Source organism: Fructobacillus evanidus (genome assembly GCF_963580165.1).
Lineage (GTDB): Bacteria > Bacillota > Bacilli > Lactobacillales > Lactobacillaceae > Fructobacillus > Fructobacillus evanidus.
Genome location: NZ_CAUZLM010000009.1, coordinates 1 through 14,791, shown reverse-complemented (window position 1 = coordinate 14,791; position 14,791 = coordinate 1). Strand labels below are relative to the sequence as shown.

Sequence of the window (14,791 nt, the reverse complement as noted above, 5' to 3'; positions counted from 1 at the left end):
AAAGGAAGTTGTTTGTAGGCAACTCACCAAGATATCAAAGGAGCTATTTACCCATGAAAAAGACGAAGATCGTCTCAACACTTGGTCCATCATCAACTGATGTAGACACAATTGTGAAGTTAATTGAAGCAGGTGCTAACGTATTCCGTTTCAACTTCTCACACGGTGATCACGAAGAACATTTGGGCCGTATGCAAGCAGTTGCAGAAGCCGAAAAGATTACTGGTAAGACTGTTGGTCGTTTGCTTGATACAAAGGGTGCGGAAATCCGTACTACTAAGCAAGCTGACGGTAAGATTCAATTCTCAACTGGCGATGTATTCCGTATCTCAATGGACGACAGCATCGAAGGAACAAAGGAAAAGATTGCAGTTACTTATCCTGGATTGTTTGACGACGTTAAGGTTGGCGGACAAGTGCTCTTTGATGATGGTTTGTTAGCTACTACTATCACTGAAAAGGATGAAGCAAACAAGGAATTGGTTGTTAAGGCTGAAAACAACGGTTTGTTGGGATCACGTAAGGGAGTTAACGCCCCTGGTGTTTCAATCAACTTGCCTGGTATCACTGAAAAGGATGCTGATGACATTCGTTTCGGTTTGGACCACGAAATCAACTATATTGCTGCTTCATTCGTTCGTAAGCCTGAAGATGTTTTGGATATCCGTGCCTTGTTGAAGGAAAAGAACATGGAACACGTTCAAATCATCCCTAAGATCGAATCACAAGAAGGTATCGACAACTTGGATGCTATCTTGGAAGTTTCTGATGGTTTGATGGTTCCACGTGGCGACATGGGTGTTGAAATCCCTGCCGAAAACGTGCCTTTGATCCAAAAGGAAATGATCGACAAGATGAACGTTTTGGGATTGCCAGTTATCACTGCTACTCAAATGCTTGACTCAATGGAAGAAAACCCACGTCCTACACGTGCCGAAGCTTCTGATGTTGCCAACGCTGTCTTTGATGGTACTGATGCAACAATGCTTTCTGGTGAATCAGCTAACGGTGACTACCCAGTTGAAGCTGTTGCTATGATGGCCGCTCTTGATGAAAAGGCTGAATCAGCTTTGTCATTGTACAGCCGTCATGCTGATACTTTCTACGGTGATGATGATGTTGAATCAGTTGCCTCAGCAGCAGCTCGCTTGTCAGATTCAGTTGAAGCTAAGGCCGTTGTTGTCTTGACTGAAACTGGTTACGCCGCACGTATGGTTTCAAAGCACCGTCCTACTGCAATGACAATTGCTTTGACAAAGTCAGAACGCGTGCAACGTGGATTGACTTTGAACAACGGAATCTTGCCTATCTTGGCTGACACACCAAAGTCTGTTGATGACTTGGTTGCCAAGGCCAAGGAAGTTGCTCAAGCTCAAGGTTTGGCAGCTGCTGGTGACAAGATTGTTGTTGTGACTGTTGCCCCAATCGACATGGCAAAGTCAGCTAACAACGTTTCTGTTGAAACAATCTAATGATTTACTTGAAAAGTCCGATTTTGTCGGGCTTTTTTTGTTCTAAGTTGTGTTAAAATAAGGTAAGTTCAACTAAATGAGGTGCGGGATTTTTGACAACGCAAACAGAGAAACTATTCACTTTTGAGAACATTGAACAGCAGACCAAATTAACGGGGCCAAAGGATCAACTTCTGGTTTTAATGGAAGAGGGCTTGGCCGTTAAAATGCTCGTTCGTGGCAATCAGGTAGCTGTCCAAGGCGATTCGAACCAAGCTTCTTTGGCGCTCGCCGTTTTGGAAGCACTGACACAATTGATTAAGAAACAAATTTCCGTCGGTCCTGCTGACGTTATCTCTGCGATGACAATGGCAAAACGCGGAACATTGGATTACTTTTCAGATTTGTATAGTGAAAGTATTATCCGCGATAATAAGGGCCGGGCAGTCCGTGTTAAAAATTATGGTCAGCGTCAATATGTCCAGGCGATTCGTAAGAATGATTTAACCTTTGGAATCGGCCCCGCTGGAACTGGAAAAACTTTCCTAGCCGTCGCCATGGCCATCTCAGCCTTAAAGAAGGGTGACGTCGAGCGGATTGTGATTACTCGCCCTGCAGTCGAGGCTGGTGAATCACTTGGGTTCTTACCGGGTGATTTAAAGGAAAAGGTTGACCCCTATATGCGGCCCATTTACGATGCCATGAATTCTTTAGTCGGAGCAGACCATGTTGCTCGTCTTATTGAACGGGGTGTCCTAGAAATTGCACCACTCGCCTATATGCGTGGTCGAACCCTTGATGATGCCTTTATCATTGTCGATGAGGCTCAGAATACGACAAACGCTCAAATGAAGATGATTTTGACGCGTTTGGGATTCGGCTCTAAGATGGTCGTCAATGGGGACCCATCCCAGATTGATTTACCACATGGTGTTCGGTCTGGGCTGGTGGCTGCTCGCCGGATTCTCCGCGATGTCAACCGCATTGCCTTTATTAACTTTGAGAGTGGTGATGTCGTTCGCCACCCCGTCGTTGGTCTGATTGTTTCCGCCTATGAAGATGCGGATGCTCGACTAGCTGAATTAAAAAACGCACAGAAAGAAGCCAATAACTAATGGATTTAGCATTAATTGATCAGACGAAAGACGGTGTGACACAGTTTCACCAAGACCTCGTCAAATCTGTTTTAAATTATGCTGGTGCCTATCTAGAATTACCAGACAACACTGAGATGTCAGTGACCTTTATGAATAATGATGCCATTCAGGCTTATAATCGCGATTATCGCGGTAAAGACAAGCCAACGGATGTCATTTCTTTTGCCATTGAAGAGGATGGCGATGATAGCCCTGTTCTTCTTGATGAAGAAATGTCCGAAGATATTGCTAAAAATATTGGGGATATTTTGGTCTCCGTTGATATTATCGAGAGCCAGGCGGAATACCTTGGTCACTCCTTTGAACGTGAGCTTGGCTTTCTAGTTGTTCATGGTTTCTTGCACTTAAACGGTTATGACCACATGCTTGGTGATGCCGAAGAAAAAGAGATGTTTGACTTGCAGAGGAAGATTTTAGATGACTACGGACTTACGCGATAACAACCACGGTCAGATTGAAGAGGCTGATTTTCACCCTAAGTCTGCTGTGGAAGAGTTGGCGGAACAAACCAATCCCAAGGCGCCATCAGGGCGGAACAAGAATTTTTTGATTTCAATGTACCATGCATTGAAAGGGATTTTCTTGGTGGTGATTCGCGAGCGGAATATGCGTTTCCATTTAAGCTTCGCATTCTTTATTCTGGTGCTTGGCCTTTACTTAGGTCTTAACCGGTCTGAATGGCTGTGGGTCGTGATTGCGGTCTTTTTGGCTGTTTATGGCGAGTTCTTAAATACAGTGGTGGAAGCCGTCGTAGACCTGGTGGTTGAACGCAAGTACCATCCATTAGCCGGTCTGGTGAAGGATGTTTCGGCCGGAATGGTTTTAGTCGCTGTTGGTGCTGAGTTGATTATCTTAGCTCTGATTTTCCAGCCACACATCTGGCATTACTTTGGGATTGAAACGAATTTCTCTCGTTTCGTCCACCGTTTGAAAGGATAACTTATTTTATGACAAATCCAGGATTTAAATCAGGTTTCGTTGCCATTATTGGTCGACCAAACGTTGGAAAGTCGACTTTATTGAATCGCATTGTTGGTGAAAAAATTGCCATCATGTCGAATAAGGCGCAGACTACCCGAAATAAGATCCAAGGTATTTATACAACTAATGAGGCCCAGGTGGTCTTTATCGATACACCGGGTGTTCATAAGCCTCAAAATTCTTTGGGCGACTATATGGTCAAATCAGCTTTTTCAGCTTTGCATGAGGCTGATGCTATCTGGTTCGTCGTTGACGCAAGTCAAAAGCGTGGCGGGGGTGATAACTATATCATCGACCGTTTGAAGGAAGTAACGAAGACACCAATTTATTTGCTGGTCAATAAAGTGGATTTGTTGCCTAAGGAAGAACTGTTCGAGGTCATCCAGTCTTACCAAGAGGATGCACCAGCCTGGAAGGAAATCTTCCCAATTTCGGCAACAGAGGGTGACAACGTCCCCGAGTTGTTGGAAACGGTTATCGGTGATTTGGATGAAGGACCACAGTACTTCGATTCAGATCAGTTGACGGATCACCCGGAACGTTTCGTTATTTCCGAATTAATTCGTGAAAAGGTTTTGCAATTAACTAAGCAAGAAGTCCCACATTCCGTGGCGGTCGTGATTGATAAAATCTCCTCTGATGATGACGGTTTGGTTAGCATCCAGGCTTCAATTATCGTCGAGCGTGCCAGTCAAAAGAACATTGTGATTGGTAAGCAAGGCCGAATGATTAAAGAAATTGGTACACGAGCACGGAAAGATATTGAGCGCCTGCTTGGTTCTAAGGTCTTTTTGGAAACCTGGGTTAAGGTCGAGGAACGTTGGCGTGATCGACCACAGGCTTTGCAAAGCTTTGGCTACCGTAAGGATGATTTTTAAACCGCTTTACCAGCCACAATAGCTGAGCAGACAACCATCAGCTTGATGGTTGTTTTTTTATGGAAAGGAGGGCCGTGATGGCATTGATTGAAGGTCTCGTCTTGTATACACGGCCTTACCGAGATAATGATCTGCTGGTTCGAGTTTTTACGAAGGAACAGGGAATAATGACTTTGATGGCTCGTGGGGCCAAGAAGGCAAAGTCAAAAGTTGGTTTTGCCTGCCAGGCTTATTCCTGGGCAATTTTCGATGGCGCTTATCCAAAAAATAATACGGGATTGGGTTTCATTAATGACGTTCAGGATAGTCATCCTTATAAAAATGTGGTTGGGGACATCAATGTGAGTGCCTATGCAGCGTTAATTGTAAAGCTCCTGGATTTAGCCTTCGAAGAAGGGAAATCAGAACCGGAGTGGTATGAAAAAACGCTGATTGGTTTTGAAAAACTCAATGAACAGGTAGACCCCCAAGTTATTACCAATATTTTTGAATTACAGCTGTTGCCCGCTTTTGGTGTGGCGCCAAACTGGCAGGCTGATCCGATTTCCGGAGCAGTAACGGGAGTCTTTGACTATTCTGAAAAATACAACGGCATCATTGAACGGTCACATTTTGACCTTGATGACCAACGTTTAAACTTGGACCAGAAAGTTGTCTATTATTTACGGCAATTTTCAGCAATTGACATGAATAAGATTGCTAAGGTAACCTTATCTTTAATGACCAAGCGCGGCATTCAACGGGTGATTGATTATCTTTATGACCGAGAAGTCGGGTTGAAGCCAAAGGAAAAGGTCTTTATTCAAAAAATGGCTGCTTTTGAAGGGCAGCTGACCATTAAGGCGCGAAAGGGAAAGCCATGAAAAGAATTTTAGTTTTACATACTGGTGGAACGATTGCCATGCACGAGGATGTTGATGGTGATGTTGAACAGGGTGCACAAAACCCATTAAATGATGCCCACCTCGATTTACCCGAAGTGGAATTGACGACTGAAAACATTTTTAATTTGCCATCTGAACATATTACCCCGACCCATATGTTGGCCCTCTATAACCGTCTCAAGGATGCGGAACAAGATTTTGACGGGGTAGTCATCACGCACGGGACGGATACATTGGAAGAGACCTCATTCTTCTTGGATGGAACACTTTCCTTTGAAATTCCGATTGTCATGACCGGTGCTATGCGTTCCTCCAACGAATTGGGTTCCGATGGTTTATATAATTTCCAATCGGCCTTGCGCGTGGCCATTGACGAGCAGTCAAAAAATCGGGGTGTCATGGTTGTTTTAAATGATGAAATTCATGCTGCCCGGTTCGTGACGAAAACACATGCAACGAACGTTGCTACTTTTGCCTCACCGATTTCAGGGGCGATGGGTATGGTCAATAAGCGCAAGATTCTCTTCTTTTATGACCTGCCAGATAAGCAAACTTATCCAATTAAAGCCGTTAATAAAAGAATTCCGGTTATGAAAGCTTATGCCGGGATGGATGGCCACATTCTGAGTCTTTTAGCCGACTCAGGCATTGATGGCATCGTGATTGAAGCGCTTGGAGCAGGAAACTTGGGTGAGGATGCTGCCTTGGGGGTTTTGAAGCTCTTGGATGTTGGTATCCCTGTTGTGATTGTTTCGCGGTCCTTTAAGGGTATTGCCGAACCGGTTTACGATTACCTTGGTGGTGGCGTGCAGCTTGAGAAGGCGGGAGCCATCTTCGCCTCGGCCGTTAATGGCCAAAAGGCACGACTAAAGCTCTTGATTGGTTTGGAAAATCATCTAAACACGAACGATTTAAATAATTACTTGCACGAATTTTAATAAAAGTCGTACTTATGCTAGACTATCGCAATAAATCTTTGCTATAATGACTTTACACTAGTCAATCAGCTGACTGGCTAGCTGATGTTGTTTGATTTAGTGAAAGAAGATGCCCAGGAGAGCTTAAATCATGAATTTTACTGACCAAGACCCATTGATTTTTTCAGCCATTCAACAAGAAGGTGCCCGGCAAAACCGGACAATCGAATTGATTGCTTCTGAAAACTTTGCTTCAAAAGCCGTTCGTGCCGCCCAAGGTTCGGTATTGACGAACAAGTACGCAGAAGGATATCCCTACAAGCGTTACTATGGTGGAACGGAATACGTTGATATCGTTGAACAAGCTGCGATTGATCGTTTGAAGGAATTGTTTGGTGCAGAATATGCCAACGTGCAGCCACATTCTGGTTCACAGGCAAACGCAGCAGCCTACATGGCCTTTTTGAAGCCAGGCGATACAATTTTGGGTATGGATTTGGATGCTGGTGGTCACTTGACTCACGGAGCCAAGGTAAGTTTTTCTGGTAAGGTTTACCATTCAGAAACTTACGGTTTGGATCCAGAGACTGAAACTTTGGACTATGATGCCATCATGGCACAAGCCAAGGAAGTTAAACCACAGATGATTGTGGCTGGTGCATCTGCCTATTCACGAACAATCGACTTTAAGAAGTTCCGTGAAATCGCTGATGAAGTTGGGGCTTACTTGATGGTTGATATGGCCCACATTGCTGGTTTGGTTGCAGCTGGTTTGCACCAAAATCCAGTTGGCATTGCTGATGTTGTAACATCAACAACCCACAAGACTTTGCGTGGCCCACGTGGTGGGGTTATCTTGTCACAAGAAAAGTACGCTAAGCAAATTAATTCAGCTATCTTCCCTGGTTCACAGGGTGGACCTTTGGAACATGTGATTGCTGCTAAGGCAGTTGCCTTCGGTGAAGCATTGCGTCCAGAATTCAAGGACTATGCAAAGCAAATCATCAAGAACGCACAAGCAATGGTAGCAGTCTTTGGAAAGACTGATGACATCCGTGTTGTTGCTGGTGGTACTGATAACCACCTCTTCAACTTGGACTTGACGAAGACTGATTTGACTGGTAAGGAAACACAAGAATTGTTGGACCGTGTCTCAATCACGACGAACAAGGAGGCCTTGCCAAACGAACAACTCAGTCCATTTGTTACTTCTGGAATTCGTATCGGAACACCAGCCATCACGACTCGGGGTTTCGATGAAAACGACAGTGCTGAAGTTGCCCGTTTGATTGTGGAAGCAATTCACAACCATGACGATGAAAAGGCATTAAAGGACATTAAGAAGCAAGCAGAACGCTTGGCAATGGCACACAAGTTGCCTTAATGACCAATAATGGTATAGAATGATGAAAAGCTGTTAATGCAGCTTTTTTTCTTTGAATCCGCTGGAGGTGAACAAATGCCTGACAAAAAGACGATTCGCCAGGAACAAAAAGCCAAGTTGAAGGCCTTGAGCCCGCTAGCAAAGGCTGAACAAGAAGAACAGTTATATCAAAAACTGTTTCAACAACCAGCCTGGCTTCAGGCGCAAACTATCGCGGTGACGGCATCGCTTCCTTTTGAAGTGGAGACAACACCGATTATGGAGGCCGCCTGGCAGGCTGGGAAGACGGTTGGTTTGGCGAAGGTGGTTGATCGAGAATTAACCTTTGTTAAAATCAGTGCCGATAGTGCCCTGACAGCTGGTGAAAGCTTTGGTATTTTAGAGCCCGAAAATGGCCAGGAACTGAAGAAATCAGCAATCGATTTGGTCTGGGTACCGGGGCTTGCCTTTAGCGATGCCGGCCTTCGAGTCGGTTTCGGTGGCGGTTATTATGACCGTTTTCTTGCCGATTACGAGGGGGAAAGTATCAGTCTCGCTCTAGCAGAACAAAGGCGGGCTGATTGGGTACCTGACAACTTTGATGAAGTTGTCGGCCAGGTTTTGACCTTAGCAGATGAGTAATGATGATATAAAATTTTGATGAGAGACCTAACGGTGACGTTGGGTCTTTTTCTTAGCAAATTTTTATTGATTTTTTCTTGCGAAAGCGAACATCTGTTCGTATAATAAAAACAGACTTAACAGGAGGAATCCGTCGGATGACGACTAATGATTTTTCACAAATTTATCAAAATGAAGACCGGCGGGTTGTCTTTCTAATCGATTCAAAAAGCTTTTATGCCAGTTGTGAAGCGGTTGAACGAGGTTTAAATCCGCTGAAGGCCATGCTGGTGGTGATGTCACATCAGGAAAACGATACTGGGGGTCTGGTCTTGGCCTCGTCGCCAATGGCTAAGAAGCGGCTGGGGATTTCCAACGTTACCAGACAAAAGGATGTCCCTGATGTTCCTGGCCTAATCAAGGCGGAGCCGCGGATGAACCTTTATATCAAAAAAAACTTAGCCATTAATGCCATCTACCAACAATACGTTGACGATGACCACTTGCTACCATATTCCATTGATGAATCAATTTTGGATATCACTGATTTTTGGCACCTCTTTGGTAAAAGCCCAAGAGAAGTTGCACAAAAAATTCAACGGCAAGTCCTGGCTGAAATGGGAATTTACCTTTCAGTTGGCATCGGGGATAGTCCGGTTTTAGCCAAATTAGCCTTGGATTTAGAAGCGAAAAAGGCCCCACACCTACTGGCCGAGTGGCACTATGAGGACGTACCGAAAAAGTTGTGGCCCGTGACAAACTTTGGTCATGTTTGGAGTATTGGGTCAAAAACGGCACAAAAGCTGAAGCGGTGGGGCATTGCAAGCATAGGCGATTTAGCCAAACAAAACCCATATGCCCTCAAAGAACGGCTGGGCTTAATGGGGGAGCAACTTTATGCCTTGGCCTGGGGCATTGACCGGTCTGATTTAACGGAAAAGATTACGCCAAAAGATAAGTCTTACGGGAACTCACAAGTCTTACCAGAAAATTACCATGATGGAGCGGCCATCCAAGTGGTGGTGCAAGAAATGGCAGACCAGGTGGCAAGTCGCCTCCGGGCGCACCAACAACAAGCAACCCTGGCGTCACTATATTTGGGTTATGCGGACCAAGGAATCGCTTTTAACACGCGCCACAATCCCAAAACGGGCCTGCACCAGACCGTTCGCATCGAGCCAACCAACCGTAGTCAAACCTTGATGGCCGTTTTGAAACGTATTTTTCAAGAGCATTGGTCGGGTGACCCAGTTCGCTATATTGGAGTTTCCTTTTCTGGCTTATCGAGTGAAAGCGTGCAAGAAATTTCACTCTTTGACAAGGCTCCTAGTCCAACTGACCAGGAAGAAGATCCGGTTGATACGGTCGTTGACCAAATTCGTCGGCGCTTTGGCGCGGCGAGCCTGGTTCGTTCAATTTCGTTGGAAAAGGGGGCCACGGCGATTAGCCGAGCTAATTTGGTTGGGGGTCATAATGGAGGAAATGCTTATGAGTAAGGATTTTTCCGCTGATCCAGACTGGTTAGCAATTGTTGCGGGTTACTTTGACCATGATTATCGCGAGCGAGGGAAGGTCAAGTGGAATGGCTTTTTTCTTTCGGATCACACTGCCGGATTAAAAAATCAGAAGACGGATCAAGGCCAGGCAGATAAGACGGAGTTGCATGAGGCCATGTCGTATGAGCAAATGCAGCAGGTGGTTTCTTTGGCTTATCGGAATTCACAGCGGGTTGTTGTCCAAGCGAATAGCTTTGATATCGAGGGGCGGGCTAGTCCCCTGGAAATTGGTCGCGTAACGGGCTTTTTTATGGATGGTTTTTACTTAGATAAAGAACCAAAAAATTGGGAAGACTTGCAGTTTGTGGAGGTTGATCATGGTCGAAAATGAATTAATAACTGAAATATTAAAGGAAATGACACCCTTATTTAAACGGGCAAAAAATACCGTTTACGAGTTAAGAGTGGTGGATCAACGGTATGCTGGACAAGTTAATTTTTTCTTTGAGTGGAATCAGGTTGGGCGTTCAACTATTTCTCGTCAAATCTTGACCGTTCCCAGACGGCGGGTGAAAGATTTGGAAGGACTGATTACGACTTTGCAGTTAAAAACGATGGTGAAGGTGACGTTGGTATAATCGCTAGCAAATCAGCACTAGGCATCTTTTTATTAATAATTGTCTGTTGAATGTTACAACTATGCAAATTCTTTTACATCTTTGTAAAACAAGGTTATAATATGGCTATAGCAAAGTAGAACAGGAGATGTCTTATGTCAGTAACAGGAAACACAGTTCCAGCAAGCATCGCAATGTTGAAGGTGCTTGAAGATTGGGGTGTTGATCACCTCTTTGGCTATCCTGGGGGTTCGTTTAACTCCACCATGGCAGCCCTCGCAGAGCGAAAAGAACAAATTCACTATATCCAAGTTCGCCATGAACAAGTTGGTGCTTTGGCAGCCGCAGCGGATGCCAAGCTCACTGGTAAGATTGGTGTCGCCTTTGGGTCAGCCGGACCTGGCGCTACAAACTTGTTAACAGGTCTTTATGATGCCAAGGAAGATCATGCACCTGTTTTAGCCCTTGTCGGTCAAACGCCACGCGCGGTTATGAACTCACACTTTTTCCAAGAATTCAACGAAGATCCAATCTTTGAAGATGTATCCGTTTATTGCCGAACTGTCATGACGGCAGAAAGTTTGCCACACGTGGTCGATCAGGCCATTCGTGAAGCCTACAAGCATCAGGGTGTCGCAACGGTGATTATTCCAAACGACTTGGGCTACGAACAAATTCCAGATATCGCTTATGGTTCCCATGGAGCCACAGATGATAAAAAGACGCCACAACCAGAACCAACTGCTGCTGAAGTTGATCAATTCTTAGCATTGGTTAAGGAAGCCAAGCGACCAGTTATTCACGTTGGTCGTGGAATTCAAGAGGGTGGTGACGTCCTGATTGAATTATCAAAGAAATTGCAAATTCCTTTGGTTATGACCGGTTTGGCAAAAGGCCATGTCGATGAAAGCTATGCAGGAAACTTGGGCATGGCCAACCGTGCTGCCTCAAAGGCTGCCGATGAAATCATGGCGAGTGCTGATTTGTTGATTGCCATTGGGGCAGATTTCCCATTTGCCAAATTAGTGTACACGACTCATCCGTTTAAGTTCGTTCAGGTCGATAACGACCGAACAGAGCTTGGCCGTCATCATAACCTTGATTTAGGAATCTGGTCGGATGCAACCGCCTTTGTCCAGGCTGCCTTGGACCGTAGTGAACAAGCACCAGAATCTGCATTCTTCAAGGCCGCTTGTGCTGACAAGGAAAACTGGTTTGCCTACCAAAAGCAATTGCAAGACGATACTCGCGAGCCGCTTCGGGCCGAACCAATTTACAAAGAAATTAACCGGGTAGCTGACCCGGATGCCGTTTTTGCCATTGATATTGGTGACAATATCATTAACTCTTTCCGTCATTTGCATGTGACGCCCAAGAATAAGTTCGTGATTTCTGCCATCTTTGCTTCTATGGGTTCTGGACTACCAGCTGCTTTGGCTGGCCAATTGTCATATCCTGGTCGTCAAGTTTGGAACATCGCTGGTGATGGTGCCTTCTCAATGATTATGCAAGATTTGCTGACCGAGAAGAAGTATGGTTTGCCAATTATTAATGTTATTACAGCCAACAAGACGTTGAACTTTATTAAGAGTGAACAAGATGATGTGGCTATGCATCATTCAGGAATTGATCTTGCTGATCAAGACTTCGCCATGATTGCCCAGGGAATGGGTGTTGAATCAGTGACGGTTACTAAGGCCAGTGAATTACCAGCAGCCTTTGATAAGGCGATTGAGGTTACGAAGGCTGGTCGACCATTCTTGATTGAAGCTAAAATTTCAGATGCCCGTTCGTTGCCTGTCGAAGAATTACAATTAAAGCAGACAGACCAAGGCATGGAAGAAACGCTTAACCCAACTTATAACAGTAACCTTGATTTGCAACGACCAAGTTCGGTTCGTGAATTCTTAGATTCATACGATGGTCAAAACTTGAAAACACTCCCAGAATTCTTTGAAGAATATGGTGTTGAATGGTAAACTTATAAGCTGACTTATCATAAAAGTCTTCTTTTGAAGGCTTTTTATTTTGTTTATAGAAAGCGTTGCCTGCTTAAAGAGAATCGGTGTAAAATAGAGCGCAAAGGAGCTTGATTATGCCAAAACTTGTTTTACTACGTCACGGTCAAAGTGAATGGAACCAGTCTAACCGCTTTAATGGTTGGATCGATACTTATTTGTCTGCAACTGGCAAAAAACAAGCACAGGATGCCGGGCAGGCGCTCTTAAAACAGGAGATTCATTTTTCCCGGGCCTATAGTTCAGTCCTTAGTCGGACAATCATGACCATTAATCGTATCTTGGATGAATTAGGTCAATCATATATTCCGCTAACGAAGTCTTGGCGGTTAAATGAACGTCATTACGGCATCTTGCAGGGTGAAGATAAGGACGATATGCGCGCCAAGTATGGCAAAGAGCAGGTCCAAATCTGGCGGCGGTCTTATTCTGTCCTGCCACCTAAACAGCCGGCATATGATCCGACTGTTACCATTGATGGCCGAACTTACCCGGCCTTTGATCACCGTTATGCACGGGTGCCTTACGGTCTTTTGCCACTTAGTGAAAATATTCAAAGTACAGAAGTTCGAGTTCGGCCACTTTTTGAGAAGGAAATTGTGCCACGGTTGCGTGCGGGAGAAGATGTCTTGATTGTGGCCCACGGAACGTCCGTCAGAGCGTTGACAAAGCTGATTGAGGGTTTAACACCGGAACAGGTAACCAAAGTTGAGATTCCAAACGGCGAACCAATTATTTATGAATTTGATAAAAGTTTATCTGTTTATAAAAAGGAAATTGTGCGCTCTTCTGTCAAATAATTTTAAAAATCAGTTCTGATTTTTTTATGCCATTTACTGTATTTTTAAAAATAGCACAAATAATTACCAACTATACCAATCAAAAAGAAAGTTGAATTATTTTCAACAAATAGGGATAATGTTTCTAATAAATATTTAAAGAAATCGGAGTCCCTACCAAATGAATTTTCAAACTGTTGTGAATAGTCGGCGTTCCATTCGCTGGTTCCAAAATCAAGAAATTGCTACAGAGACGTTGCAGACAATTGTCGAAACGGCACAGAAAGTCCCATCTTTTGTGAACTCGCAACCAGTCCGAGTGGTGATTGCCACTGGCAATACCTTGGCAACGATTCGAGAACAACACTTACAGTCTGTTGTGAACCAAGCACCTAGTCAATCAGTTTTGCCATATCAGCCAATCCCAGAGTGGGATGATGGCGCCAAGGCAAATATCATGGGTTGGTTTGCCAGTACCAAGGAACAAATTGGTGATGATTGGGGTACAATGATGGGGAAGGCAGGTGCCAACCTCTACAATGCCCAGGCAATTGTTTACTTAACCTTGCCGAAGGATTATCCCGATTGGTCATTAGTTGATTTGGGTGCCTTTTCAGAAGCATTGATGCTGGCGGCCCAAGATGCAGGTGTTGATTCTTTGCCAGCCTATGAATTCGTTAAATTTGCTGATGATTTAATGGCACCGCTCAAGTTAACAGATGACCAACAGGTTGTAATGGGTATTGGGCTCGGTTATCGCGATGAAGATAGTTTGTTGAATCAAATTCGTTCTGGTCGCATGGACACGGAAAGTATTTTGACAATTTTGGATTAAGTGAAGGGAAATTTTGATGACAAAGACGCTTGTGATTGGTGCACATGGTAAGGTTGGCCAAATTTTGGTTCAAGATTTAGCTAAAAATCAGCGGGAAGTTTTAGCGGCCTTTCGGAATAAAGACCAATTGCAAACGGTGGCTGATTTAGCCGGTGTTGAGGGAGTTTATTTTGACCTCGATAGCGACGAACAAGCGATGGCCCAGTTTTTCATGGACCACCAAGTTGGCCAAATTGTTTTCACGGCCGGTGCCGGAGGCAAGGGTGGTATTGAGCGAACGGTAGAAGTTGATTTGGACGGCGCCATTAAAACAATGGTTGCTGCTAAAAAAGCAAGTGTTGCTCACTATGTCATGGTTTCAGCTGCTGGGGCGGATGATCGCAGTCGTTGGTCTGCATCCGGTATTTATCATTACTTTATGATGAAGCACTATGCTGATTTGTATTTGCAAAACTCCGGTTTGGATTATACGATTGTTCGCCCAACGCTACTTTTGGATACTGCCGGGACTGGAAAAGTTTCATTGAATGTCGACTTTGCTGGCCCAAAGGAAGATTTGCAAATTTCGCGAGCAGATGTTGCTTCCTTTGTCACAGAAGTATTAGCTCATCCTGAACAATCAACTAATCAAATCTATGATTTAACAACTGGTAATCAAAATATTCGAAATATTTTTTGATTTAGGCAGATTCTATAATTAATTCGAACGATAATTGAAAAACAAAAAACCCAAAGAATTCTTTACAATGGTAGTTGCTAGACAAACCATGAGGAGAAATTCTTTGAGCTATTCA

16 protein-coding genes are annotated in these 14,791 nt (G+C 44.3%); all 16 read left to right on the top strand.

Annotated elements, in window-relative coordinates; all coding sequences use genetic code 11:
- Positions 1 to 53 precede the first annotated feature (53 nt).
- The 16 genes from pyk to AABI08_RS06980 all read left to right on the top strand — a co-directional run bounded on the left by pyk (position 54) and on the right by AABI08_RS06980 (position 14,676).
- Positions 54 to 1,472, top strand: coding sequence for a pyruvate kinase (gene pyk / locus AABI08_RS07055; protein WP_338344217.1), 1,419 nt, complete (start codon positions 54 to 56; stop codon positions 1,470 to 1,472).
- A 92-nt stretch (positions 1,473 to 1,564) separates the two neighbouring features.
- Positions 1,565 to 2,566, top strand: a complete 1,002-nt coding sequence (locus AABI08_RS07050; RefSeq protein WP_047974439.1) for a PhoH family protein — start codon at positions 1,565 to 1,567, stop codon at positions 2,564 to 2,566.
- Entirely contained in the window at positions 2,566 to 3,048 is a 483-nt protein-coding gene (gene ybeY, locus AABI08_RS07045) for an rRNA maturation RNase YbeY (RefSeq protein WP_338344219.1), read from the top strand. The genes AABI08_RS07050 and ybeY overlap by 1 nt, the downstream gene beginning before the upstream one ends.
- Positions 3,026 to 3,547, top strand: coding sequence for a diacylglycerol kinase family protein (locus AABI08_RS07040; RefSeq protein WP_168778277.1), 522 nt, complete (start codon positions 3,026 to 3,028; stop codon positions 3,545 to 3,547). Before ybeY ends, AABI08_RS07040 begins: the two co-directional genes overlap by 23 nt.
- 8 nt (positions 3,548 to 3,555) lie before the next feature.
- Positions 3,556 to 4,467, top strand: coding sequence for a GTPase Era (era, locus tag AABI08_RS07035; RefSeq protein WP_203617002.1), 912 nt, complete (start codon positions 3,556 to 3,558; stop codon positions 4,465 to 4,467).
- A 77-nt stretch (positions 4,468 to 4,544) separates the two neighbouring features.
- Positions 4,545 to 5,330, top strand: a complete 786-nt coding sequence (gene recO / locus AABI08_RS07030; protein ID WP_338344223.1) for a DNA repair protein RecO — start codon at positions 4,545 to 4,547, stop codon at positions 5,328 to 5,330.
- Positions 5,327 to 6,289 (top strand): asparaginase, encoded by a 963-nt coding sequence (locus AABI08_RS07025; RefSeq protein WP_338344224.1) that lies wholly within the window; start codon positions 5,327 to 5,329, stop codon positions 6,287 to 6,289. Before recO ends, AABI08_RS07025 begins: the two co-directional genes overlap by 4 nt.
- A 130-nt stretch (positions 6,290 to 6,419) precedes the next feature.
- Positions 6,420 to 7,652, top strand: coding sequence for a serine hydroxymethyltransferase (glyA, locus tag AABI08_RS07020; protein WP_338344225.1), 1,233 nt, complete (start codon positions 6,420 to 6,422; stop codon positions 7,650 to 7,652).
- Between the two features lie 75 nt (positions 7,653 to 7,727).
- Complete coding sequence (locus AABI08_RS07015; RefSeq protein WP_338344227.1) at positions 7,728 to 8,273, top strand: 5-formyltetrahydrofolate cyclo-ligase; 546 nt, start codon at positions 7,728 to 7,730, stop codon at positions 8,271 to 8,273.
- Between the two features lie 137 nt (positions 8,274 to 8,410).
- Positions 8,411 to 9,748: a Y-family DNA polymerase gene (locus tag AABI08_RS07010; protein ID WP_338344229.1), complete on the top strand. Its 1,338-nt coding sequence runs from the start codon at positions 8,411 to 8,413 to the stop codon at positions 9,746 to 9,748.
- Complete coding sequence (locus AABI08_RS07005) at positions 9,741 to 10,139, top strand: hypothetical protein (RefSeq protein WP_338344231.1); 399 nt, start codon at positions 9,741 to 9,743, stop codon at positions 10,137 to 10,139. Before AABI08_RS07010 ends, AABI08_RS07005 begins: the two co-directional genes overlap by 8 nt.
- Positions 10,126 to 10,386: a hypothetical protein gene (locus tag AABI08_RS07000; RefSeq protein ID WP_338344232.1), complete on the top strand. Its 261-nt coding sequence runs from the start codon at positions 10,126 to 10,128 to the stop codon at positions 10,384 to 10,386. The genes AABI08_RS07005 and AABI08_RS07000 overlap by 14 nt, the downstream gene beginning before the upstream one ends.
- Before the next feature lie 134 nt (positions 10,387 to 10,520).
- Complete coding sequence (spxB, locus tag AABI08_RS06995) at positions 10,521 to 12,344, top strand: pyruvate oxidase (RefSeq protein ID WP_338344233.1); 1,824 nt, start codon at positions 10,521 to 10,523, stop codon at positions 12,342 to 12,344.
- 116 nt (positions 12,345 to 12,460) lie between these two features.
- Positions 12,461 to 13,183: a 2,3-bisphosphoglycerate-dependent phosphoglycerate mutase gene (locus tag AABI08_RS06990; RefSeq protein WP_338344234.1), complete on the top strand. Its 723-nt coding sequence runs from the start codon at positions 12,461 to 12,463 to the stop codon at positions 13,181 to 13,183.
- Positions 13,184 to 13,343: 160 nt separating this feature from the next.
- Positions 13,344 to 13,997 carry a nitroreductase gene (locus tag AABI08_RS06985; RefSeq protein ID WP_338344235.1) on the top strand — a complete coding sequence of 218 codons (654 nt, stop codon included), beginning with the start codon at positions 13,344 to 13,346 and terminating at the stop codon, positions 13,995 to 13,997.
- Positions 13,998 to 14,013: 16 nt separating this feature from the next.
- Positions 14,014 to 14,676, top strand: coding sequence for an SDR family oxidoreductase (locus AABI08_RS06980; RefSeq protein ID WP_338344236.1), 663 nt, complete (start codon positions 14,014 to 14,016; stop codon positions 14,674 to 14,676).
- Positions 14,677 to 14,791: the final 115 nt, after the last annotated feature.